Raw genomic sequence first — 22,893 nt, 5'->3', positions numbered from 1 at the left:
CCATTGTTGGGGCGGGTGGCCCGCTGGGACAGTGCGTCACACGCCTCAACACCCCACAGAGGCGCATCCTTTCGTGGAGGAATCCAGATGCGCTATCGCTTCGCGCTGCCCGGGCGCGGGTCCGGCCGGACGGCCAGACGCATGGCCGGCGCCGCCGCCGTCTGCGTCACCATAACCGGCCTGCTGTCCGCACCGGCTCTGGCAGCACCTCAGCCGCACACCGGCACGGCCATAGCCGTACCCCGCAAGGCCGTTCCCCCGCCGTCGCCCACCGGTGCGACCACCACGGCCACCGAGCGCCCCGCGAGCCAGGCCCGGCGACTCAGCCCGGCCCAACTTCCCCCGCGACAAACGACGCTGACGCGCTTTCGGCACGCCGGACGCAACGCCAAGGCGGCCTCCTGCACCCCGGCCGACTTCGGTAGCCGCACCGGATCCGCCCTCGTCTCCTTCGTGAAGGCCTCGTCCACGGACTGCGTCAACACCCTCTTCTCGGTCACCGGCAAGGACGCCCGCGACATCTTCCGCCAGCCCCAGATGCTGACCGTGGCGAACGCGTTCAAGAGCACGGCCGGCCAGTACCGCGGTGACAACTCCGGAAGCCTGGAGCAGCTGGTGCTGTTCCTGCGCGCCGGCTACTACGTGCAGTTCAACCACTCCGGTGACGTGGGCGCGTACACCTCCCGGCTCACCACCGCCGTCACCGCCGGCCTCGACACCTTCTTCGGCCGCTCCCACTCGCGTGACGTCAGCGCGGCCAACGGCGACATCCTCGGCGAGACGGTCATCCTCACCGACAGCGCCGACCAGCAGAACCGCTACCTGTACGTGTACCGGCGGCTGCTGAACAGCTACGACAGCTCCTACGACTCCGTCGACAGCATGATCAGGGCCGTCAACGACGTCTACACGCCTCTGTGGCGCGGCAACTGGAACCCGGAGTACGTGAAGGCGGTCGAGGCCGACCCGCGCATCATCGACACCCTGTACGACTTCGCGCTGGCCAACACGGACCAGCTCGGCACGGACCTGGCGTTCCTGGACTCCAACGCGGGAATGAACGTGGCCCGTTACGTCGAGCACCCGGGACTGCGGGACACCGTACGTCCGTTGACCAAGGACCTGCTGGACGAGACGGAGATCGACGGCCCGACGGCCGGCCTCTGGGTGGCCGTGGCCACGCAGGCGAACTACTACGACAGCGCCAACTGCTCGTACTACGACGTCTGTGACCTGCCGGACAAGCTCACCAAGGTTGTCCTGCCCACCGTCCACCGCTGCGACGCGCACGTCACCATCCGCGCCCAGTCCCTGACCGCCGCCGACTTCGACGCGGCCTGCGCGAGCGTCCTCCGCCAGGACGCCTCCTTCCGCTCGCTGGTGAAGGCCGACGGCCCGATACCGGGCCAGTACGTCTCGACCATCCAGCTCGTCGTCTTCGCCGGCCGTGCCGACTACCAGACCTACGCCGGCGCCATCTACGGCATCAGCACCGACAACGGCGGCATGACCCTGGAGGGCGACCCGTCGGACCCGGCCAACCAGGCCACCTCGATCATGTACCAGAAGGACTACGACGACGGATTCGTGGCTCGGATCTGGAACCTCAACCACGAGTACACGCACTTCCTGGACGCCCGCGACGACATGAAGGGCACCTTCACCCAGCAGATCTCCGTGCCGGACGTGTGGTGGATCGAGGGTCTCGCCGAGTACGTCTCCTACAGCTACCGGGGCCTCGCCGACGAGGGGGCGGTCCAGGAGGCCGGGAAGCACACGTACAAGCTCAGCACCCTGTTCGAGAACACCTACGACAACAGCGACGTGACCCGCACCTACCCGTGGGGCTACCTCGCCGTGCGCTACATGACCGAGAAGCACCCCGACGACATCCAGCGCATGCTCGCCCGCTTCCGTGTCGGTGACTACGCCGGCGGATACGCCGTCTACCACGACGGCATCGGCACCCGCTATGACGCCGACTTCGACCAGTGGCTCACGGCGTGCGCCGCGGGCGCGTGCGCCAAGCCGGCCTCGGCCTGACCGGACGCGCCCCAGCAGAACGGCCGCCGACCGGAACCCCGGTCGGCGGCCGCATGCCGCAGCGGATACCCGTCAGACCGCCGTCGCCGGGTACGTCGGGTACTCCACGCCCGAGACGTGCTGGACGACCCGGACGACCTGGCAGGAGTAGCCGAACTCGTTGTCGTACCAGAGGTAGAGGATCGCGTTGTCCCCGTCGACCTTGAGGGCGCCGGCGTCCACGATCGAGGCGTGGCGCGAGCCGATGAAGTCGCTGGAGACCGCGTCGGGCGCCGTGGTGAAGTCGATCTGGCGCTTGAGCGGCGAGGTCAGCGACACCTCGCGCAGGTACTCGTGGACCTCCTCGCGGGTGGTCTCGCGGGCCAGCTGGAGGTTGAGGATCGCGATCGAGACGTCCGGTACCGGGACGCGGATCGAGCTGCCGCTGATCTTGGCCTTGAGGTCGGGCAGCGCCTTCGCGACGGCGGAGGCGGCACCGGTCTCGGTGATCACCATGTTGAGCGGCGCGGAGCGGCCACGGCGCTCGGACTTGTGGTAGTTGTCCAGCAGGTTCTGGTCGTTGGTGAACGAGTGAACGGTCTCCACGTGGCCGCGCAGGACGCCGTACTCGTCGTCCATCGCCTTCAGCGGGGGGACGATGGCGTTGGTGGTGCAGGAGGCGCAGGACAGGATCTGCTCGTCCGGCTTGATGGTGTCGTGGTTGACGCCGTGCACGATGTTCGGGACGTCGCCCTTGCCCGGCGCGGTCAGCACGACCTTGTCGATGCCGGGGCGCAGGTGCTTCGACAGACCCTCGCGGTCGCGCCACTTGCCGGTGTTGTCGATGAGGATGGCGTCGCGGATGCCGTACTCGGTGTAGTCCACGAACGACGGGTCGTCGGCGTAGATCACCTTGATCTCGTTGCCGTTGGCGACGATCGTGCTGCTGTCCTCGTCCACGGTGATCGTGCCCTGGAACTGGCCGTGGATGGAGTCGCGGCGCAGCAGCGAGGCGCGCTTGACGATGTCCTGGGCGCCGCCGCCGCGGACCACGATGGCACGGAGCCGGAGGCCGTTGCCGGAGCCGGCCTTCTCGATCAGCAGACGGGCGACGAGCCGCCCGATGCGGCCGAAGCCGTAGAGGACGACGTCGCGCGGCTCGCGGCGCTCGATCTTGTTGGCGCCCGCGGCACCGGCGACGGTCTCGGCGGTGAACTCCTCCACGCTCAGGCCGCGGTCGTCGGCCGCGTGCATGGTGGCCAGCATGCCGAGGTCGATCTGGGAGGGCCCGAGGTCGAGGGTGGTCAGAGCCTTCAGGTACGGCATGGTCTCGGTGACCGACAGCTCCGCACCGGCGATCTGCCGGGCGAAGCGGTGCGTCTTGAGGATGCTGACCACCGACTTGTTCACCAAGGAGCGGCTGTGCAGCAGGACGGTCACGTCCCGCTCGCGGTGCAGCTTCCCGATGAGCGGGATCATCGACTCCGCGATCTCCTCGCGGATCTTCCAGTTGGTGAACGAGTCGTCGTTGACAGTCACAGATCTATCTTTCGAGCTAGGCAGCGCTCATATGGTAACCACACCCTACTTCGATCATCCGGCGGGTCCGTCACGGGGGTGCCCGGAGCACCGGATCCCGCCGCGGTCCCTGGGCTCGTTCCTGAATCAGGGTGGAAGTGCGTAGGAAACCCGGGTCGCGGATTGCATGTCCGAACGGGCCTGCCCAAGGTCAAAACCGTGAGCACCTCTTCCGTCCCCCGGCCCGAGCCGGCCGCCCCCTCGGGTCCCCTCCGCCGACCGGCCCTGCCACCGTTCGTCCGGCGCGGGATCGTCGAGGGCGCGCTCCCGGCCCTCGCCCTGTTCGCGGCCGTCCGGCTCGCCGGGATTCTCGTGGTGATCCTCACGAACGACCTCAGGGGACACCCGCTCGTCAGGAACCTGGCGCACTCCTGGGACTCCCGCTGGTACCTGCACATCGCCACCCAGGGCTATGGCCACCTGATCTGGATCACCCCGAAGGGCGCCATCCAGACCGACTGGGCGTTCTTTCCGCTGTATCCGGCGCTCATCAGGGCGCTGACCACCGTCCTGCCGGTCACCCCGGCCCAGGCCGCGATGCTCATCGCCTGGGCCGCGGCGGGCACGGCCGCGTACGGCGCCTACGCCATCGGCCACCACCTGTACGGGCGGGGTGTCGCCACCGCGCTGGTCGCCCTGTGGGCCGTACTGCCCCATGCCGTGGAACTGACCATCGCCTACACCGAGTCGCTGTTCGCCGCGCTCGCCGCCTGGTCCCTGTACGGCGTGCTCAAGGGCCGCTGGCTGTGGGCGGGTTCGCTGGCCGCGCTGGCGGGCCTGGCCCGGCCCAGCGGATTCGCGGTGGCGGTCGCCGTCGCCCTCGCGGCCGCGCACGAGGCGTGGCGGCAGCGCGGCCGGGTCCCGGCGAGCCTGTGGGCCGGGGCGGTACTGACGCCGCTGGGCTGGCTCGGCCATGTGCTGTGGGTGGGCAGCCAGACGGGTGACGTGCTCGGCGGCTACCTGGAGGTGCAGCGCGCCTGGGACTCCCGCTTCGACTTCGGCGCGGGCTCGCTGCGTTTCCTGAGGGCTCTGCTCCTGCACGGCGGCGGCTTCGTGTACCCGGCGGCCCTGGTGATCGTCGCGGCGGGCGTCCTGCTGTTCGCCCTGCTGTGCCTGGACCGGGCCCCGCTGGCCCTGGTGGTCTACACGGGGGTCCTGATGCTGCTCGTGGTCGGCGGCTCGGGTTCCTTCTCCTCCAAGCCGCGTTTCCTCCTGCCGGCCTTCCCCCTGCTCCTTCCGATGGCGCGCGCACTCGCGCGCACCTGGCGCCTGCGTCGGGCCCGGGCGGTGCTCGTCTACGCCGCCCTCACCGGGGTCTCCCTGCTGTTCGGCGCCTATGTGCTGGCGGTGGCCCACTCCCCGCTGTGAGCCACCGCCGGGTGGACGGCGAGCGGCTTCTCGGCGAGGTCGGGGGAGAACCGGACGACGGCCGCACCGCTCGTCCCCCACCCATTGCCGCGCGCGGGCCCGGCGGCCGGCGCGCGCGGGCACGTCCCCCGTCCGGAGGCGCCCGGATGGGCAGAGCGCTGTGCGAAGGCCGTGAATCGGGGTAGGCGAGGGGGCCCGAGGAAAGGATCGTCATGACGACCTACGTGATCAGCGTCCCCGGCACCTTCACCACGGCGGTCGCGGCGGACACCCGAACCCGGCTGGCCCGCTCGCTCCGGCCCGCCGATCCCCACGGCACGCGGATGGGCAGCGTCGAGGACCTGGACGTGCTCAGCGTCAACGAGGACAACACGTTCACCCTCCGCCTGACCGTCGAGGCGGACACCGGCCCGCATGCCGAGGAGGAGGCCCGCCGCCTCGCGGTCTCCGCTCTGTGGGACGCGGGACTCGATGAGGGGAGCGCACCTCTGGGGCCCGCCGTGATCACCGGTATCGACTCCGAGGTCCACTGACCGGGACCGCGCTGCGGCCACTGCAGGGGGCGAGATCATCCTCCCTGGGTAAAATCTAGGCGGTGCCGAAAGTCCAGGCGGCCGGTCCACCGCGGGCCACCGCCCCGCCGGAAGTGATCGATGCCCCGCAAGCGCTCCACGGACGAAGGCGACGAGCTGCTGGCCAGACTCGGTTCGCTCACCGCCCAGGCGCGCCAGCGCGCGGAGCAGCAGCGCACCCAGGTCGAGCTGGCCATCGCCCTGCAGCGGGGCATGCTGCCCCGGGACCTGCCCACCGCGCCCGGTCTGCGCCTGGCGGTGCGGTACGCGCCGGCCAACCTCGGTCTCAACGTGGGCGGCGACTGGTACGACGCCTTCGCCATGTCCGACGGCCGGATCGGGCTGTCCATCGGCGACGTCCAGGGGCACAACATCGAGGCCGCCGCCTTCATGGGCCAGGTGAGGGCCGGCCTGCGCGCACTCGCCTCCGTCACCGGCGAGCCCGGCGAACTCCTCGCCCGCACCAACGAGCTGCTGCTCTCCCTGGGCAGCGACCTGTTCGCCACCTGCACCTTCATGCGGCTCGAACCGGCCACCGGAGTACTGGAGAGCGCACGGGCCGGCCACATCCCCTTCGTGTGGGCCACAGCCGACGGTCAGTCCGGCGTCGCCGATGACGAGGGAGGACCGCCGCTCGGCATCGAGAAGGGGGTGCAGTACCCGGTCACCCGCCACCGGCTGACCACCGGCGGCGTCTTCGTCCTGGTCACCGACGGCGTGGTGGAGGGGCCGTCGCTGAACATCGAGGACGGGCTCGACCAGGTGGTGCGCCTCGCGGGCATCGCCGCCGTCGCCGGCCTGGAGGCCCGCGCCCTGGCCGCCGCCGTGATCAAGGGCGCGGAGAGCGTCGGACACGAGGACGATGCCGCCGTCCTCGTCGTGGGCCTCGACGGCCTCGGCGGCCGGCCCGGTATTCAGCCATAGGGCCGGACGGCACCGTCTCCCGCCTCGCAGACCCGGGGCCGCCGGTGTGAGATAGCTGCTGTGGTCGGTTACGAGGATCTGCGCCGGCCGGGCGGCTACATCGTCCAGGTGCTGGCCGTCACGGCCTGCTACTACGCGGCGAGCCGGCTCGGCCTGCTGCGGGAGCTGTCCGTCGAGGGCGCCGTCGTCACTCCCATCTGGCCGCCGACCGGCGTCGCCGTCGCCGCCCTGCTCATCTTCGGCCTGCGCTGCTGGCCCGGTATCACCCTCGGCGCCTTCTTCGCCGTGCTGTCGCTCACCACCCCCCGCCTCGACGTGCTCGGCGTCCTCGTCGGCAACACCGCAGCACCCCTGTGCGCGGTGCTCCTGCTGCGCCGGGCCCGCTTCCGCAACGACCTCAGCCGACTGCGGGACGGCCTCGCCCTGGTGTTCCTGGGCGCCCTGCCCGCCATGCTGATCAGCGCCACCGTCGGCGTCGGCCTCCTGTTCGTCACGGACCGGCTGGCCGCCCACAGCTTCTGGCCCGTCTGGCTGGCCTGGTGGGTCGGGGACGCGATGGGCGTCCTGATCGTCACCCCGCTCCTGCTGTTGCTCCACGGGACCCGCCGGCCACCACCGCCGACCCGCTGGAAGGAGGCGACCGCGCTGGCCGTCGCCGCCTGCCTTCTCGTACCGCTGGCCGCCTACAGCTCGCTCAGCATGCTCTTCCTCGTCTACCCGCTCATCATCTGGGCCGCCCTGCGCTTCCAGCTCGTGGGCAGTGTCCTGTGCGCGCTGTTCACGTCCGTCGTGACCACCGTGGCCGCGACCGACGGCGTCGGGGCCTTCGCCGGGCTGAGCCGGATCGAGGTCATGGTGAAACTGCAGGCCTTCAACGGCGCGATGGCCCTGACCGCGCTGCTGCTGTCCGCCGTGATCATCGAGCAGCGCAACACCCGGCGCTCGGTGGAGAAGGCCTGCCAGGAGCTGGTGGAGGTGCTGGAACACCTCACCGCGGGCGACGCCCCGCCACCCCGCCCGCACGCGGGCACCGACGACACCGACGACCGGCCGTCGCCCAGCGGCATGCCCGTGAGGCGTCCGGACCGGCTCGATGGTCCCTCGGAGCCGTCCTCGTGACGCGCGGCACGGCAGTGCGGGTGATCCATCCCCCGGGGGTCACCGGCCGGACCGGTTCACTCGTCGTCGCCGGCGGAGCCGGACCGGCCGCCGCCGGTCGTTCCCTCACCCCCGGGGATACCGGGCGGCGTGTCCGCGGCGGCCCCGGCCCGCTGATGCGGCGCCGGGCCCGGACCCCCCGCCCGGCGCTCCGGATACGGGTACTCGGAAGGCTGGGCGGCGGCACCCCCGCGCTCTGCCGCGTGCCGCCGCTGTGCGGCCCGCTCCGCGTCCGTGGCGGTCTCGTGCCGGCCGCGGTCGCTCATGCGGCGGCAGGTACCCGGGCGGGGCCGGCGCCGAGTCCGTCCGGCGTGTCGGACGGCCGGTCCTGGGCACTGGGAGACGATGGGCGGAGCCCGTACGGGCAAGGAGCCCGGACCGGAGGGACAGGCGCGGCATGGAGCAGCGGGTGGCACCGCGGACGGCTGGCGCGGCGGATGAGAAGCGCGGGGCGGCCGGCCCCGCGTCCGGCGGCCCGGGACGCTGCCGAGCCGGGGGCACAGTACGGTCTCCGGACGACGGCGGCGACGTGCGCCGCCGTATCCCGCGCACCGACCTGCTCCTGCGCGAGCCCCGCCTGTCCGCGGCCGTCGACCGGCTGGGCGCGCGGGTGGTGAAGGCCGCCGTCCGTCAGGCACAGCAGCAGGCCCGGGAAGGGAGCATCGCACCCGACCAGGTGTCCGAGACGGCCCTCGCCCTGCTGCCCGCCACCGCCGGCGGCCTGTGCCCGGTGATCAACGCCACCGGCGTGCTGCTGCACACCAACCTCGGCCGGGCCCCGCTGTCGGCCGCCGCCCGGCAGGCCGTCCAGGAGGCCGCCGGACCCACGGACGTCGAACTCGACCTGGCCACCGGTGTACGGGCCCGCCGGGGACGCTCCGCCCTCGCCGCGCTGCACGAGCGGGTCCCGGCCGCCGGTGCCGTGCACGTCGTCAACAACGGCGCCGCCGCGCTGGTGCTCGCCGCCACCGCGCTCGCGGCAGGCAGGGAGATCATCGTCAGCCGGGGCGAGATGGTGGAGATCGGCGACGGCTTCCGGCTGCCCGACCTGCTCGTCTCCACCGGCGCGCGGCTCCGTGAGGTCGGTACGACCAACCGCACGACCGCCGCCGACTACGCCGGCGTGATCGGCCCGGACACCGGGTTCGTACTGAAAGTGCACCCGTCCAACTTCCGCATCACCGGCTTCACGCGGGCGGCCGAGGTAGCCGAACTCGCCGGCCTCGGCGTCCCGGTCGTCGCCGACATCGGCTCCGGGCTGCTCGCGCCGCACCCGGCCCTGCCCGAGGAACCCGACGCCGACACCCAGCTCCGCGCGGGCGCCGCGCTCGTCACCGCGAGCGGCGACAAACTGCTCGGCGGACCCCAGTGCGGACTCCTGCTCGGAGACCGGGACCTGGTCCGCAGCCTCGCCCGGCACCCGCTGGCCCGCGCCCTGCGCGTCGACAAGCTGACCCTGGCCGCCCTCGAGGCCACGCTCACCGGCCCGCCCACCCCGACCGCCCTCGCCCTCACCACCGACCCGGCCCGTCTGCTGACCCGCGCCGACCGGCTCGCGGGCGACCTCGCCGCCGACGGCATCGACGTCCGGGCCGTGGAGTGCACCGCCACGGTCGGCGGCGGAGGCGCGCCCGGGGTCGCTCTGCCCAGCGCGGCACTCTCGCTGCCCGAGCCGTACGCCGCCGCGCTCCGCACCAGCCGCATCCCGGTCGTCGGACGCCTGGAGGCGGGCCGCTGCCTGCTGGACCTGCGGGCGGTGCCGGAGGAGGACGACGAACTGCTCGCGCAGGCCGTCCGCACAGCGGGGCCGGGAGACGGCGAGCGGCCGGCCCCGACCGCTGCGGAGAGGTAGGCGCGATGCGCGTCCTCGCCACCGCCGGGCACGTCGACCACGGCAAGTCGGCTCTGGTCCGCGCCCTCACCGGCATGGAGCCGGACCGCTACGAGGAGGAGCGCCGCCGGGGCCTGACCCTCGACCTGGGCTTCGTATGGACCAGGCTGGGCCCGGACGGAGAACACCTCGCCTTCGTGGACGTACCCGGGCACGAGCGGTTCGTCGCGACCATGCTGGCCGGTGTCGGACCCGTACCCGCCGTGCTGTTCGTGGTCGCCGCCGACCAGGGCTGGCAGCCCCAGTCGCAGGAGCACCTGGCGATCCTCGACGCACTCGGCGTCCGGCACGCCGTCCTCGCGGTGACCCGCGGCGACCTCGCGGACCCCGAGCCCGCACGCGCCGACGCCGTCGAGCGTCTGGCCGGGACCTCCCTCGGCAAGGTGCCGTCGGTCGCGGTCAGCGCGGTCACCGGCGCGGGCCTGGACGAGCTGCGCGGTGAACTGGCCCGGTTGGCGGACGGGTTGCCCGTGCCCGACGTCGATGCCGATGTCCGCCTGTGGCTCGACCGGTCCTTCACCGTCCGCGGTCACGGCACCGTGGTGACCGGCACCCTCGGGGCGGGCACACTGCGGGTCGGCGACCGGCTCGTCACCGGGGACGGCGGGGCCGTGCTCCGGGTGCGCGGGCTGCAGAGCCTGCACGAGGAGCGGACAGCCGTCAGCGGGGTGGCCCGGGTGGCCGTCAACGTGCACGGTCCCGGGGACGACTGCCTGTGCCGCGGGAAGGTCCTGCTGACCCCGGACCGCTGGCTGTCCACCGAGCTGATCGACGTCCGGATCACCGGCGAACCGGTGGCTGGCCTGCCCCGCTCCGTCACCCTGCACATCGGCACCGCCGCCGTACCGGTGGCCGTCCGTCCGCTCGGCGAGGACACCGCCCGGCTCACCCTGGGCCGGGGACTGCCGCTGCGGGTCGGCGACCGCGCGGTGCTGCGTGAACCCGGCGGGAGCCGCATGCCCTGCGGGGTCACCATCCTCGACGTACGGCCGCCCCGGCTGACCCGGCGCGGCGCCGGCCGGGCCCGCGCGGCCGAACTCGCCGGCCTGACCGGCCGCCCCGAAGGCGCCGCGGAGCTGCGCCGGCGCAAGCTGATCCGGAGCGCCGACCTCCGGGCGATGGGCGTCCCGGCACCCGTCGAACCCGTCGCAAAGGACTGGCTGGCCGACGCTGCGTACTGGAAGACCCTCGGGGAGCGGTTGGCAGCCGAGGTCGAACGACACGCCCGCGCACATCCGCTCGAGCCCGGGCTGCCCGCCGAGGCGGCCCGCCGTCTGCTCGGCCTGCCCGACCGCGTCCTGGTCGACGCGCTGGCCGAAGCGACGCCCCGACTTCACGCCCGGCAGGGCCGGCTGTTCGCCTCCGACAGCCTCCGGCCCGCCCTGCCCCCGCCCGTCGGCGCGGCCGTGGAAGCCGTGCGCCGCGACCTCGCCCGGTCACCGTTCCGCGCACCCGAGGCCGGCCGGCTCGGCGCACTGGGCCTCGACCGCAAGACGTTGGCCGCCGCGGTGGCCGGCGGTGCCCTGCTGCGCGTCGCCGAAGGGATCGTGCTGCTGCCCGGCGCGGACGCCGAGGCCGCCGCCGTGCTGCGCGCCCTGCCGCAACCGTTCACGCTCAGCGAGGCACGGCGCGCGCTCGACACCACACGCCGGGTGGCCGTACCACTGCTGGAGTTCCTGGACGCCCGGGGCTGGACCGAGCGCGTCGACGACCAGCGCCGGCGGTGCCGTACGGACACGGTGAACGGAGGCGGACAGGAATCGAACCTGCCTGCCCGAGATCCCCGGGCACCTCGGTTTTGAAGACCGGGAGGGCCACCAGGCACCCACACGCCTCCACCGCCCGCCAGGCTACTGCCCCAGGAGACCGGCATGACACGACCGACCCGCCGAGCGCCCGTACGGCTCACGCAGTTCGCCCACGGCGGCGGCTGCGCCTGCAAGATCCCGCCCGGGGAGCTGGAGGAGCTGGTCGCCGGGCTCACCGCGCCGCCGCTCGCCGGGGGCGACACCCCGCTGCTCGTCGGGCTCGCCACCGGGGACGACGCCGCCGTGGTCGGGCACCGGGGAACGGCGGTCGTCTGCACGGCCGACTTCTTCACCCCGGTCGTGGACGATCCCTACGACTGGGGGCGCATCGCCGCCGCCAACGCCCTGTCCGACGTGTACGCCATGGGCGGCCGGCCCCTGCTCGCCGTCAACCTCCTGGCCTGGCCGCGCGACCGGCTCCCGTTCGGCCTGGCCCGTGAGGTGCTGCGCGGGGGACTGGACGTCGCCACGGAGGCGGGCTGCCACGTCGGCGGCGGACACAGCGTCGACGACCCGGAACCCAAGTACGGCATGGCCGTCACCGGTGTCGCCGATCCCGGGCGGCTCCTGCGCAACGACGCCGGCCGCCCCGGGCTGCCCCTGTCACTGACCAAACCGCTGGGCCTCGGCGTCCTGAACAACCGGCACAAGGCCACCGGAGAGCGGTTCGAGCAGGCCGTCGCCACGATGGCGGCCCTGAACCGTGAGGCCTCCGAAGCCGCGCTGGCCGCCGGGGCCACCTGTGCCACCGACGTCACCGGGTTCGGCTTCCTCGGCCATCTGCACAAGCTGGCCCGTGCCTCCGGCGTCACCGCCGTGGTCGACACCGCCGCCGTGCCCTACCTGGACGGCGCCCGGGAGGCCGTACGGGACGGCTACGTCAGCGGCGGCACCCGGCGCAACCTCGAATGGGTCGCGCCGCACACCGACTTCGGGCGCACGGACGCCGACACCCGGCTGCTGCTGGCCGACGCGCAGACCTCCGGGGGTCTCCTCGTCGCCGGCAAGGTGCCGGGAGCGCCGGTGGTGGGGGAACTGGTGCCACGCGGGACGCATTCCCTCGTGCTGAAGTGACCCACTCGCCGGTCCGCTCCCCCCAGCCCGGGTAACCGCCGCGTCACGGCTCCGTGCCCGTGTGCTCGTCGATGCCCGCCCGCGTCCGGTACGCCCGCACCAGCTCTGCGGAGGCCGGGCCCCGGGGCCGGCGGCCCGGGCGGATGTCGACGGCGAACGCCTTCGTCTCCTGGATATGGGTGTTCGGGTCCAGGGAGAGATGCAGCAGCTCGTTGGCCGCGTCCCCGGTGCTGTAGCCGTTGGGGCCCCAGTGATAAGGGAGGCCCACCTGGTGCAGCGTGCGCCCGTGCACGGTGAGCGGCGTCATGCGGTCGGTGACCAGCACCCGTGCCTCGATCACGCCACGCGCGCTGACGATCGTCGCCCACCCGGTGTGCTCCAGACCCCGCTCCGCGGCAAGTTCCGGGGACACCTCGCAGAAGAACTCCGGTTGCAGCTCGGCCAGGTACGGCTGCCAGCGGGACATGCCGCCCGCGGTGTGGTGCTCGGTGAGCCGGTAGGTCGTGGCCACGTACGGGAACACCTCCGAGCCGGGCTCGTCGCCGCTCGGCTGGTAGCGGTTGTCCGGGTGCGGGGGCAGCAACTGGCGTACCGGGTTGCGCTGCTGCTCGTACAGCAGGTTCGGGAACGGCGAGTCCTGCGGCTCGTAGTGCGCCGGCAGCGGCCCGTCGGTGAGCCCGGACGGCACGTACAGCCAGGCCTTGCCGTCGGCCTGCATGATGAACGGGTCCGTGCCCGACAGCGCATCCGGGCCGGTCGCGTCCTTCGGTGGCCGGTGGCCGGGTGACCTGTCCTTCTTGAAGTCGGGCACGTCGTGCCCGGACCACTCACCCTTGTCCGGGTCCCACCACACCAGAGCCTTGCGTTCGCTCCAGGGCCTGCCCTGCGGGTCGGCGGAGGCGCGGTTGTACAGGATGCGGCGGTTGGCCGGCCAGGCCCACGCCCACTCGGCCGCCACCCAGTCCTGCTCCCGGCCGGGCTTGCGCCGGGCCGCCCGGTTGACGCCGTCGGCGTAGACACCGCAGTAGATCCAGCAGCCGCAGGCCGTCGAGCCGTCCGGCCTCAGCTGCTCGGAGGAGGAGAGCGGGCCGCCCTCGGCGTCGTGGCCGTTGATCTCGGCGAGGACGGCCTCCGCGTCCGGTTCGGCGTGCCGGCCCTTGACCGGATAGTCCCAGGCCAGGTCGAGCACCGGACGGTCCATCTCGTCGGTGGACCCGGCGAGCTTCTCCCGGATCCGCCGTCCCAGATGGTAGGCGAACCACAGGTCGCTGCGTGCCTCGCCCGGCGGCTCGACCGCCTGGTGGTGCCACTGCAGCAGCCGCTGGGTGTTGGTGAAGCTGCCGTCCTTCTCGGTGTGCGCGGCGGCCGGCAGGAAGAACACCTCGGTGCGGATGTCCTCCGTGCGCAGCTCCCCGGTCTCGATCTCGGGGCCGTCCTTCCACCAGGTCGCCGACTCGATCAGCGAGAAGTCGCGGACCACCAGCCAGTCCAGGTTCGCCATGCCGAGCCGCACCAGCTTGGAGTTGGCGTTGCCCACCGCCGGGTTCTCACCGACCAGGAAGTAGCCCTTGCAGGCGCCTTCCAGCTGGGCCATCGTCGTCTCGTACGTCGAGTGCGAGCCGGTCAGCCGGGGCAGGTAGTCGAAGCAGAAGTCGTTCTCGGCGGTCGCCGCGTCACCCCAGTACGCCTTGAGCAGGCTCACCAGGTACGCGCGCATGTTGCCCCAGTAGCCCTTGCGGGCCGCCCCGGCCCGCACGAAGGAGTCCAGGTCCTGGTGCTGGTGCGCGTGCGGCATCGGGATGTAGCCGGGCAGCAGGTTGAACAGGGTCGGGATGTCCGTGGAGCCCTGGATGGAGGCGTGCCCGCGCAGCGCGAGGATGCCGCCGCCCGGCCGGCCGATGTTCCCCAGCAGGGTCTGGAGGACGGCGGCCGCGCGGATGTACTGCACGCCCACGGTGTGCTGCGTCCAGCCGACCGCGTAGGCGAAGGCCGTCGTCCGGTCCCGGCCGGAGTTCTCCGTGATCAGTTCGCACACCCGCCGGAACAGGTCCCGCGGCACCCCGCAGACCTGCTCGACCATCTCCGGCGTGTAGCGGGAGTAGTGCCGCTTGAGGACCTGGAAGACGCAGCGCGGATGGGTCAGCGTCTCGTCCCGCTCCGGCTCGCCCTCCCCGATGTCGGCGCCGCCCGACCCGTGGGCCTCACCGCGCGCCGCCTCGGTCACCGAACCGCCACCGGTGCGCTTGTCGTACTCCTGGTCGCGTGCGCCGGAGGCCGCCTGCGTCTCCGTGCCCTCGTACTGCCAACTGCTGTTGTCGTAGGCGCGGTTGGCGGTGTCGAGGCCGGAGAAGACACCGGGCAGGTCCTCGGTGTCGCGGAAGTCCTCCCGCAGGATCACCGGGGCGTTGCTGTAGGCGACGACGTAGTCGCGGAAGTACTTCTCCCGCTGCAGGACGTGGTTGATGATCCCGCCGAGGAAGGCGATGTCCGTGCCCGCGCGCAGTGGCACGTGCACATCGGCCAGCGCGCTGGTGCGGGTGAACCGCGGGTCGACGTGGATCACCTTCGCGCCCCGCGCCTTGGCCTCCATCACCCACTGGAACCCGACCGGATGGCACTCGGCCATGTTCGAGCCCTCGATGACGATGCAGTCCGCGTTCTGCAGGTCCTGCTGGAAGGTGGTCGCGCCGCCGCGTCCGAACGAGGTTCCCAGACTGGGAACGGTGGAGGAGTGTCAAACACGCGCCTGGTTCTCGATCTGGATCGCTCCCAGCGCGGTGAACAACTTCTTGATCAGGTAGTTCTCTTCGTTGTCGAGCGTTGCCCCGCCCAGGCTCGCGATGCCCAGGGTGCGCCGGGTGCGGGTCTCGTCGACCTCCCACTGCCAGCCGGCCCTGCGCGCCTCGATCACCCGGTCGGCGATCATGTCCATCGCGGTGTCGAGGTCCAGCCGCTCCCACCCGGTGCCGTGCGGGCGCCGGTAGAGGACCTGGTGCTCGCGGGCGTCCCCGGTCGTCAGCTGCAGGCTCGCCGCGCCCTTGGGGCACAGCCGGCCGCGCGAGATCGGCGAGTCCGGGTCGCCCTCGATCTGGGTGACCCGCTCGTCCTGGACGTACACGTTCTGGCCGCAGCCCACGGCGCAGTAGGGGCAGACGGACTTCACCACCCGGTCGGCGGTGGCGACCCGCGGCTGGAGCCGTTCGCTGCGCGCGCTCCTGGCGGCGGCGCCCCGGCCCAGCGGGTCCGTGCCGGTGAGCTGGCGGTAGACCGGCCAGGAGTCGATCCAGGTGCGTACGCCCACAGCCACTCCTCTCCTGCCCGTTCCCTCGATTTTCCCGCAGCCTCGCCGCCGCGGCATCTCCTGCCGCTGGGCAGCGGTGTACCCCCGCCCGCCAGGGCCGGACGGACTCGCCTGGTCGTGCGGGGCGAGCGGGGGACTCCGCCGCGCGGCGGAGTGTCTGCGTCCGGACCGTGACGGCTGACCGTAATGTCCGGATGGTCGCCATCCCGGACGAGGCGACGGGAGTGATCGCATGAGGGTCAGGGTCGTCGGGGTGAAGGCGGCGCGGTGAGGCAACGTCACGTCTTCGGGATCGTCTTCGCCCTGGAGTCGATCGTCGCCTGCTTCGTGTTCCTCGTCGTGTGCGGCCTGCTCGCCTGGGTGCTGGTGCGCCGGCGGGCCGGCTGGCCCGCCGCCGTGTCCGAGCGGCCGGAACGGCCGCGGCCGGAGGCCTTCTGCGCCGGCGCCCTCGCCGCCTTCGCGGTCTTCCTGGTGGCCTGGACGGCCTGGCAGAACCACCAGGAACACCACGCCGCCGCTGCCAAGCCCCTGCGCGTCGACGTCACCGGCTTCCAGTGGTGCTGGACCTTCCGCTACCCGCAGTCCCCGGAGCACCGCGGCGTCTCCGGCACCTGCAGGGGCGAGAACACGCCCACGCTCGTCGTGCCGACCGGCCGTACCGTCCAGCTCCGCCTCACCTCACGGGACGTCATCCACTCCCTCTGGGTGCCGGGCCTGCGCTACAAGATGGACGCCTTCCCGCACCACGTGAACACGTTCACCCTCACCCTCGACCGGAAGGGCCGCTGGCGCGGCAGGTGCGCGGAGTTCTGCGGGCAACGGCACTACGCGATGGACTTCTGGATCAAGGCGGTCTCGCCCGAGGAGTACGACCGCTGGCTGCACGGCCACCCCGCCGGCGCCGGGACGGAGGCCGTATGACGGTCGCACCGCCCGATTCCGAGCGGCGGCACGACGCGGGCCGGCCGGTCCCGCCGGGCAGCTGGCTCGGCTGGGTCTCCACCACCGACCACAAGCGCATCGGGCTGCTGACCGCCGGCACCTCCCTCGTCCTGCTGCTGCTCATGGGCGTCTTCGCGCTCCTCATGCGCGGCCAGCTCACCCAGCCCGAGGAGACCTTCCTCACCGCACAGACCTACGACCAGCTGTTCACCCTCCACGGCTCCGGCATGATCTACATGGTCATGACGCCGTTCGCGATCGGCATGGGCGTCTATCTGGCCCCCCTGCAGATCGGTGCCCCCGGGATCGCCCTGCCCCGCCTGACCCTGCTCGGCTACTGGCTCTACGTCCTCGGCGCACTCACCATGCTCGCCGGCTTCGCCGCGCCCACCGGGGCGCACGCCGACGGCTGGTTCTCCTACCCGCCGCTGGCCGACACCGAGCACTCGCCGGGCACCGGCACGGATCTGTGGATCGCGGGTGTCCTCCTCGCCGCCACCGGAGCCCTCATCATGGGCTGGAGCGTGCTCTGGACGATCCTGCGCCGCCGCACCCGCGGGATGACCATGCTGCGGCTGCCCGTGTTCTGCTGGGCGATGATCGCCACCTGCCTCATGGTGATCGGCGCCTTCCCCGCCCTGCTCGCCGCGCTGACCCTGCTCGCCGTGGGCCGCGCCGACGCCTCGGTCTTCGCCTCCCCCGTGTGGAACATCGGCTACCAGCACATCTTCTGGTTCTACGGCCATCCGGTCGTGTACGTGATGTTCTTCCCCTACCTCGCCGCCGTGGCCGAGGTGCTGGCCGTGTTCTCGGGCCGCCGCTTCTTCGGCTACCGGGGCATGGTGCTGTCGCTGCTGGTGTTCGCCGCCCTGTCGATGAGCGTGTGGGGCCACCACATGTTCGCGACGGGCCAGGCGGCCAACGACTATTACTCCCTGACCTCCATCGCGCTCCTCGTCCCCGCCGGGGTCGAGTACTTCGGCATGCTCGGCACGCTCCTCGGCGGCCGCCTCCGCCTCTGCACACCGATGCTGTTCGCGCTCGCCTTCGTCCCGCAGTTCCTGATCGGCGGCCTCACCGGGATCATGGTCGGCACCCCGGTGATCGACTACCACGTCACGGACAGCTACTTCATCGTGGCCCACCTGCACTACGTGCTCTTCGCCGGCAGCGCCTTCGGCCTCTTCGCGGCCATCTACTTCTGGTTCCCGAAGGTCACCGGCAGCACGCTCGACGAACGCATGGGCCGCCTGCACTTCTGGCTGCTGGTGATCGGCACCAACCTGACCTTCCTGCCGATGTTCGCCCTCGGTTACCTCGGCATGCCGCGCCGGGTCGCCACCTACGCCACCTTCGACGGCTTCGGCCTGCTCAACCTGCTCGCCACCATCGGCGCGGCCTTCCTAGCGGCCGGAATGACGGTGTTCGTCGTCAACGTGCTGTGGACCCTGCGGCGGCGCAGCCTCGGCCGTGCCGCACCGGCCGGTGACGACCCGTGGGACGCCCACACCCTGGAGTGGGCCACCACATCCCCGCCCCCGCGCCTCAACTTCCCCGCCGACCGCCCGCTGCCGCCCGTCACGAGCTTCGCCCCGCTGCTCGACCTCAGGCGCCGGGAGAGCCGGGACGGCCGGGAGAGGAGCGGCGCGTGAAACGGCACCTGCCCGCCGCGGTGGTCGCCGGCTGGGGCCTGCTGAACGGCGTCCTCCTCGCCGTACTCGCTGTCTACGGCGAGAGCGCGATGGTGTACTGGCTGTGGGGCGGAGTGGTCCTCGTCCTCGAACTGGCCGCCCTCGCCGTGCTGTCGTCCTCGCGCACGGCCCCCGACCAGCACGTCCGCTACCACGTCCCGGACCGGGGAGCGGGCGCGGTCCCGCCCGCCGCGATCGGCCTGCTGCTGGTGGCCCTGTGCTTCGTCTACGGCCGCTGGCTGCTCTTCGTCGCCGTACCCCTGCTGGTCCTGGCGGTCGCCCTCGCGGCGCGCGGCACGACGGCGCGGGAGAGGTGACGGCGGTGGATCACTCCCCGCACCCGTCCTCGCCGGCGTCGGTGGCCGCGATGGCCTGGTCGGGCCTCCTCGTGGCCGCGCTAGTCCCGGCCGCCGTCCGGCTCCTGCGGCGGTCCCCGCTGTGGGAGCGGATCAGCCTGCCCGCGGCGGTGGCGCTTCCCCTGCTCGTGCTGCTGCACGCCTGGGCGGTCCTCGGGGACGCGGTGGGCCTCAGGCCTCCGGGCGGTGCCCTGGTCACGGAACCGGCGCTGCTCGTGGCCGCGGTCCTGTTCTGGCTGCCGGTCGTCGCCGGCACCCGGCACCGCCTGAGCGATCCCGGCCGCTGTCTGTACCTGTTCCTCGCCGCACCCCTGCTCGACCTGCCCGCGGTCGGTACCGTCGCGGCCGGGCACCCGGCGGCGGGACTCGCCATGATCGTCGCCATGCTGCCGGTCGGCGTCACCGCCGCCGCGATCACCTGGTTCTGGGTGAACCGGGAGGAACGCGAGGCCGCGGCCGGCCCGGACCCGTACCCGCGGGGCGGTGATCCCGTCGCCCGGTGACGGCCGGCCCCGCGTCCGGGCGTCAACGGCCGCGCGCCCCGGCCCTCTCCCGCTGCGGTACGACCGTGTACCTGGGGTCCTCGGCCGAGGTCACTCCCGCGTGGAACACCCCGAACCGCAGGGCCGCCGACCCGGTCAGCAGAGCGGCACCCGCGGCCACGGCCAGGCGGCGGTCGCACAGCCGCCCCGACAGAACCGCCAGCGCCGCGCCACCCGCAGTGAGCACCTCCGTCGCCCGCAGCAACCGGCGCGGCCCGCCCTGCTCGAAAGGCTCGGCGGTCAGGCCCATCCGCCGCTTCATGAGCTGGAAGGTGCCCAGTTCCAGCGCGGCCCCGAGCACGGCCATCCGGCGTGCGGGTCCGGCCTCGCCGGCCGGAACCGTGACCAGGGCGAGTCCGGACGCCGCGGCCGCACCGGAGCCCGCGAAGACGAACGGCAGCTGACGGTAGCCCTCGTGCCAGGACGGCACCGCCGTGTCCGCGATCAGCACCGCGGTGTAGGTCGTGACCGCCGGGCCCAGGACTGCGGCGGCCGCCGTCGCCGCCGAGCCCACCAGCCGGTAACGGCCGGCCACGTCGGTCGCCGCCGCGGCCAGCGTCAGCGGCGCGTAACCGGCCAGCAGCCACGAGCCCACGCTCATAGGCGAGGTGGGCTTGCACACCCGGAGCATGTTCAGGAAGCGGCCGGGCCGCCCCAGATCGTGCACCAGTGCCGCCAGCGACAGCGAGATGGCCCCGGCGGCCCCCAGCTTCGCCGGCCTGCCCAGGGCGGGCAGGCCGGTGGCCTCGGCCCCCGCCGCCAGCAGCGAGGACGCACCGGCCAGGCCGCCCAGGTACAGATAACCCGCGATGTCCAACGGCTTCCACGTCGGCTTGTTGAGTACGGGCCTGCCGTAGTACGACGAGAACTCGGCGTCCGGCACCATCGGCTGCTCGCCCCGCCCGCGCCCGCGCCTGCGCCTGCGGCGTCCGGCGTGAGCGTCGGGTCGCGCCTCCCGGCCGGGCCGCGCGCCCTGTACACCCTCGGGGGTGACATCGGAGCCGGTCATCGCGGCCTCCTCACGAAGCTGCCGACGGCCAGGGCGGCCAGGGAGACGGCGGCCAGCGCCGCGTGCCGCCACATGTCAGGCAGGTCCCGGGTGGTGACCACCGGGTCCGGGGGCAGGCCGTAGACCTCCGGTTCGTCCAGAAGCAGGAAGAACGCCCCGTCGCCGCCGACGCCGTCGTCCGGGCTCTCGCCGTAGAGGCGGGCGTCGCTCACGCCGGCCGCGTGCAGCTGCGCCACCCGGGCCCGCGCCCGCTCGCGCAGTTCCTCCAGCGGGCCGAACTGGATGGAGTCCGTGGGGCAGGACTTGGCGCAGGCGGGCTCCATCCCGACGCCGAGCCGGTCGTAGCACAGGGTGCACTTCCACGCTCGGCCGTCGCCCTGGCGCTGGTCGATGACACCGTACGGGCAGGCGGGAACGCAGTAACCGCAGCCGTTGCAGACGTCCTCCTGGACGACGACCGTGCCGAACTCGGTGCGGAACAGCGCCCCGGTGGGGCACACGTCCAGGCAGGCCGCGTGCGTGCAGTGCTTGCACACGTCCGAGGACATCAGCCAGCGCAGCTCGGTGCGCCCGTCGGGGGAGACCGGGGAGATCCGTGCCGCGGGCGCGCCCTCGGACGCCCCGCCCGGCGGGGGAGCGGTGGCGCCCGGGGCGGGTGACCCGGCGTCGGTGCCGAGCCGGGAGGCGGCCGCGAACACATCCACGTCCTCGTGCGCGACCGCGGGCCCCTGCCCGCCGAACGGCCGCCGCTGCTCGATGAAGGCCACGTGCCGCCAGGTGTCGGCGCCCAGCCCCCGCGTGTTGTCGTAGGACATGCCGGTCAGTTCCAGACCGTCCTCCGGGATGGCGTTCCACTCCTTGCAGGCCACCTCGCACGCCTTGCAGCCGATGCACACCGAGGTGTCGGTGAAGAAGCCCATCCGAGGGGGCGCGTCCGGATAGCCGGCGGCGCCGGCCACATCCGGTTGCGGTCCGTACAGAACGTTGCCGCGGTCCTCGTCCCCGCTCATCCCGCACCTCCTCGCTCACGGCTCCCCGTCTCCCCGGGTACCTCGCCCGGCGCCGCCCGCACGAACTCCACTCGGCGTTTCTCCCAGGCGGTGGCCGGCATCTGCACGCTCCTGCCGAAGTACCAGCGGCTGAGGGCGTTGCGCAGCCGGTGCCTGTGGAACCAGCGCCAGGCCTCCGTGCCCTCCGCGCGCGGCCTGGGGGTGTCGCGCACGAGGATGCGGTAGACCTCCTCGCGGGACAGCAGCGTGTACGCCTCCTCGTAACCGCCGCCCGCGGTACGCCGCACCTCCGCGGTCGTCTCGCCGTCCAGCAGCCGGCGCCGGTCGGCTGCCTGAAGCCCCAGACACGCCCGTCTGGTGGCGTGGTACGTCAGGAACGGCACCGCGAACAGCGCGGTACGGAAGGTCCGGGTCAGCGGCTCCACCGGCAGGTCGAACCGGTAGGCCAGCACGTCCTGCCCGCCCGCCAGCAGCAGTACCGCGTACCCCGAGACGGCCGCCGCGCCCAGCGCCGTGCGGGTGGGCTGGTTGCGCGGCCGGTCGCACAGATGCTGCTCCGGCCGGGGTCCGGTGATCCACCGCTCGAAGAAGGGATAGCCGTAGAGGATGAGGAAGAGCACCGTGGGCAGCATGACGCCCGGAAGGAACGCGTCCCAGGCGATCGTGTGTCCGGCGGCGTCCGTCTCCGCCGCCGGCATCAGCCGCAGGGCGCCCTCCAGATAGCCCACGTACCAGTCGGGCTGGGAGTCCAGGGAGACGTGGTCGGCGCGGTACGGCCCGAACGCCCACACGGGGTTGATCTGGAACAGCGCGCCCATCAGGCTCAGCACACCGGCGAGGACGAAGAACAGGCCCGCGGACTTCGCCGTGTACTGGGGGACGAGAGGCTTGCCGATCGCGTTCCTGTTGGTGTGGCCGGGCTGCGCCCACTGGGTGTGCTTGTGTACCACGACGTAGGTCAGATGCACCGCGACCAGCGCCAGCAGCAGGCCCGGTACCAGCAGAACGTGCGCCACGTACAGGCGGGAGATGATGTCGTGTCCCGGGAACTGGCCGCCGAAGACGAAGAACGACAGATAGGTGCCCACGACCGGGGCGGACAGCATGATGCCCTGTGCGGTGCGCAGGCCCGTGCCGGACAGCAGGTCGTCGGGGAGCGAGTAGCCGCAGAAGCCCTCCAGCAGGGCCAGCAGGAACAGCGTCACGCCGACCGTCCAGTTGACCTCCCTGGGCCGCCGGAACGCCCCGGTGAAGAAGATCCGCAGCAGGTGCAGGCCGATCGCCGCGACGAACACCAGCGACGCCCAGTGGTGCACCTGCCGGACCAGCAGACCGCCGCGTACGTCGAAGCTGATGTCCAGCACCGACGCGAACGCCTCGGTGGTCATCGTGCCGCGCAGCGGCAGATACGAGCCGCTGTACGGCCGTTCCGCCATGTCGGGGTGGAAGAAGAACGTCAGGTAGACGCCGGTCAGCACGAGCACGAGCAGGCTGTAGAGGGCCAACTCGCCCAGCAGGAACGACCAGTGGTCGGGAAACGCCTTGCGCAGGAACTCCTTGCCGGCGGAGGAGACCGGCAGCCGCCGGCCGAGCGCGGTCACCAGGCGTTCACCACGCCCTTCGCGCCCGGACGACCGCCGCTCCTCC

18 protein-coding genes, 1 tRNA gene and 2 pseudogenes are annotated in these 22,893 nt (G+C 72.5%); 13 read left to right on the top strand and 8 right to left on the bottom strand.

The genetic code is table 11. The features are described 5' to 3' along the window. Window positions 1-87: 87 nt before the first annotated feature. Window positions 88-2,043 carry a collagenase gene (locus ABZ079_RS24310; protein ID WP_356941547.1) on the top strand — a complete coding sequence of 652 codons (1,956 nt, stop codon included), beginning with the start codon at window positions 88-90 and terminating at the stop codon, window positions 2,041-2,043. A 72-nt stretch (window positions 2,044-2,115) separates the two neighbouring features. On the opposite strand, the gene ABZ079_RS24305 is transcribed toward ABZ079_RS24310, so the two are convergent. Further along, window positions 2,116-3,561, bottom strand: a complete 1,446-nt coding sequence (locus tag ABZ079_RS24305) for a glyceraldehyde-3-phosphate dehydrogenase (protein WP_356941546.1) — start codon at window positions 3,559-3,561, stop codon at window positions 2,116-2,118. 198 nt (window positions 3,562-3,759) lie between these two features. Between ABZ079_RS24305 and ABZ079_RS24300 the strand changes: the two genes are divergently transcribed. From ABZ079_RS24300 to ABZ079_RS24285, 4 genes are all read left to right on the top strand, one after another. Beyond that, the gene (locus ABZ079_RS24300; RefSeq protein WP_356941545.1) at window positions 3,760-4,968 is read left to right on the top strand and encodes a hypothetical protein; all 1,209 of its coding nucleotides are present in this window, start codon (window positions 3,760-3,762) and stop codon (window positions 4,966-4,968) included. A gap of 212 nt (window positions 4,969-5,180) precedes the next feature. After that, on the top strand, window positions 5,181-5,501 hold the full coding sequence (locus ABZ079_RS24295; protein WP_356941544.1) for a hypothetical protein: 321 nt from the start codon (window positions 5,181-5,183) through the stop codon (window positions 5,499-5,501). 120 nt (window positions 5,502-5,621) lie between these two features. Beyond that, on the top strand, window positions 5,622-6,464 hold the full coding sequence (locus ABZ079_RS24290; RefSeq protein WP_356941543.1) for a PP2C family protein-serine/threonine phosphatase: 843 nt from the start codon (window positions 5,622-5,624) through the stop codon (window positions 6,462-6,464). A gap of 60 nt (window positions 6,465-6,524) precedes the next feature. Next, on the top strand, window positions 6,525-7,583 hold the full coding sequence (locus tag ABZ079_RS24285) for an MASE1 domain-containing protein (protein ID WP_356941542.1): 1,059 nt from the start codon (window positions 6,525-6,527) through the stop codon (window positions 7,581-7,583). 56 nt (window positions 7,584-7,639) lie between these two features. Here ABZ079_RS24285 and ABZ079_RS24280 read toward each other — a convergent pair whose 3' ends face one another. Continuing rightward, on the bottom strand, window positions 7,640-7,888 hold the full coding sequence (locus tag ABZ079_RS24280) for a hypothetical protein (RefSeq protein WP_356941541.1): 249 nt from the start codon (window positions 7,886-7,888) through the stop codon (window positions 7,640-7,642). A gap of 263 nt (window positions 7,889-8,151) precedes the next feature. Between ABZ079_RS24280 and selA the strand changes: the two genes are divergently transcribed. Both selA and ABZ079_RS24270 read left to right on the top strand, forming a co-directional pair. Continuing rightward, window positions 8,152-9,474: an L-seryl-tRNA(Sec) selenium transferase gene (gene selA, locus ABZ079_RS24275; RefSeq protein ID WP_356941540.1), complete on the top strand. Its 1,323-nt coding sequence runs from the start codon at window positions 8,152-8,154 to the stop codon at window positions 9,472-9,474. 5 nt (window positions 9,475-9,479) lie between these two features. Beyond that, window positions 9,480-9,899, top strand: a pseudogene (locus ABZ079_RS24270) (GTP-binding protein); the annotation flags it as partial. 1,050 nt (window positions 9,900-10,949) lie between these two features. Here the strand turns inward: ABZ079_RS24270 and ABZ079_RS24265 are convergent. Next, window positions 10,950-11,117, bottom strand: coding sequence for a hypothetical protein (locus ABZ079_RS24265; RefSeq protein ID WP_356941539.1), 168 nt, complete (start codon window positions 11,115-11,117; stop codon window positions 10,950-10,952). On the opposite strand from ABZ079_RS24265, the pseudogene ABZ079_RS24260 reads away from it, so the two are divergent. Then, window positions 11,097-11,174 (top strand): annotated as a pseudogene (locus ABZ079_RS24260) (SelB C-terminal domain-containing protein); the annotation flags it as partial. The gene ABZ079_RS24265 and the pseudogene ABZ079_RS24260 overlap by 21 nt on opposite strands. An 83-nt stretch (window positions 11,175-11,257) precedes the next feature. On the opposite strand, the gene ABZ079_RS24255 reads toward ABZ079_RS24260, so the two are convergent. Then, window positions 11,258-11,350: transfer RNA gene (locus tag ABZ079_RS24255), tRNA-Sec, on the bottom strand. Window positions 11,351-11,384: 34 nt separating this feature from the next. Here ABZ079_RS24255 and selD point away from each other — a divergent pair. Further along, a complete protein-coding gene (gene selD / locus ABZ079_RS24250; RefSeq protein ID WP_356941538.1) occupies window positions 11,385-12,395 on the top strand; it encodes a selenide, water dikinase SelD in 1,011 nt (336 codons plus the stop codon). 43 nt (window positions 12,396-12,438) lie between these two features. Here the strand turns inward: selD and fdh are convergent, their stop codons facing one another. Then, window positions 12,439-15,696 carry a formate dehydrogenase gene (gene fdh, locus ABZ079_RS24245; RefSeq protein WP_356941537.1) on the bottom strand — a complete coding sequence of 1,086 codons (3,258 nt, stop codon included), beginning with the start codon at window positions 15,694-15,696 and terminating at the stop codon, window positions 12,439-12,441. Between the two features lie 267 nt (window positions 15,697-15,963). Here fdh and ABZ079_RS24240 point away from each other — a divergent pair, with 267 nt between their 5' ends. The 4 genes from ABZ079_RS24240 to ABZ079_RS24225 are packed head-to-tail and all read left to right on the top strand — an operon-like array spanning window position 15,964 to window position 19,188. Further along, window positions 15,964-16,617: a cytochrome c oxidase subunit II gene (locus ABZ079_RS24240; protein WP_356941536.1), complete on the top strand. Its 654-nt coding sequence runs from the start codon at window positions 15,964-15,966 to the stop codon at window positions 16,615-16,617. After that, the gene (locus ABZ079_RS24235) at window positions 16,614-18,290 is read left to right on the top strand and encodes a cbb3-type cytochrome c oxidase subunit I (RefSeq protein WP_356941535.1); all 1,677 of its coding nucleotides are present in this window, start codon (window positions 16,614-16,616) and stop codon (window positions 18,288-18,290) included. The genes ABZ079_RS24240 and ABZ079_RS24235 overlap by 4 nt, the downstream gene beginning before the upstream one ends. Further along, the gene (locus ABZ079_RS24230) at window positions 18,287-18,646 is read left to right on the top strand and encodes a hypothetical protein (RefSeq protein WP_356941534.1); all 360 of its coding nucleotides are present in this window, start codon (window positions 18,287-18,289) and stop codon (window positions 18,644-18,646) included. Before ABZ079_RS24235 ends, ABZ079_RS24230 begins: the two co-directional genes overlap by 4 nt. A gap of 5 nt (window positions 18,647-18,651) precedes the next feature. Continuing rightward, window positions 18,652-19,188 carry a hypothetical protein gene (locus tag ABZ079_RS24225; protein ID WP_356941533.1) on the top strand — a complete coding sequence of 179 codons (537 nt, stop codon included), beginning with the start codon at window positions 18,652-18,654 and terminating at the stop codon, window positions 19,186-19,188. Window positions 19,189-19,210: 22 nt separating this feature from the next. On the opposite strand, the gene nrfD is transcribed toward ABZ079_RS24225, so the two are convergent. The 3 genes from nrfD to ABZ079_RS24210 are packed head-to-tail and all read right to left on the bottom strand — an operon-like array spanning window position 19,211 to window position 22,850. Beyond that, a complete protein-coding gene (nrfD, locus tag ABZ079_RS24220; protein WP_356941532.1) occupies window positions 19,211-20,236 on the bottom strand; it encodes an NrfD/PsrC family molybdoenzyme membrane anchor subunit in 1,026 nt (341 codons plus the stop codon). Next, entirely contained in the window at window positions 20,233-21,246 is a 1,014-nt protein-coding gene (locus tag ABZ079_RS24215; RefSeq protein WP_356941531.1) for a 4Fe-4S dicluster domain-containing protein, read from the bottom strand. Before ABZ079_RS24215 ends, nrfD begins: the two co-directional genes overlap by 4 nt. Continuing rightward, entirely contained in the window at window positions 21,243-22,850 is a 1,608-nt protein-coding gene (locus ABZ079_RS24210) for a cytochrome b N-terminal domain-containing protein (RefSeq protein WP_356941580.1), read from the bottom strand. The genes ABZ079_RS24215 and ABZ079_RS24210 overlap by 4 nt, the downstream gene beginning before the upstream one ends. Window positions 22,851-22,893: the final 43 nt, after the last annotated feature.

This window comes from Streptomyces sp. NPDC006314 (genome assembly GCF_040613075.1).
Lineage (GTDB): Bacteria > Actinomycetota > Actinomycetes > Streptomycetales > Streptomycetaceae > Streptomyces.
The sequence above is the reverse complement of the archived record's forward strand: the minus strand, read 5'-3'. Positions and strand labels throughout refer to the sequence as shown.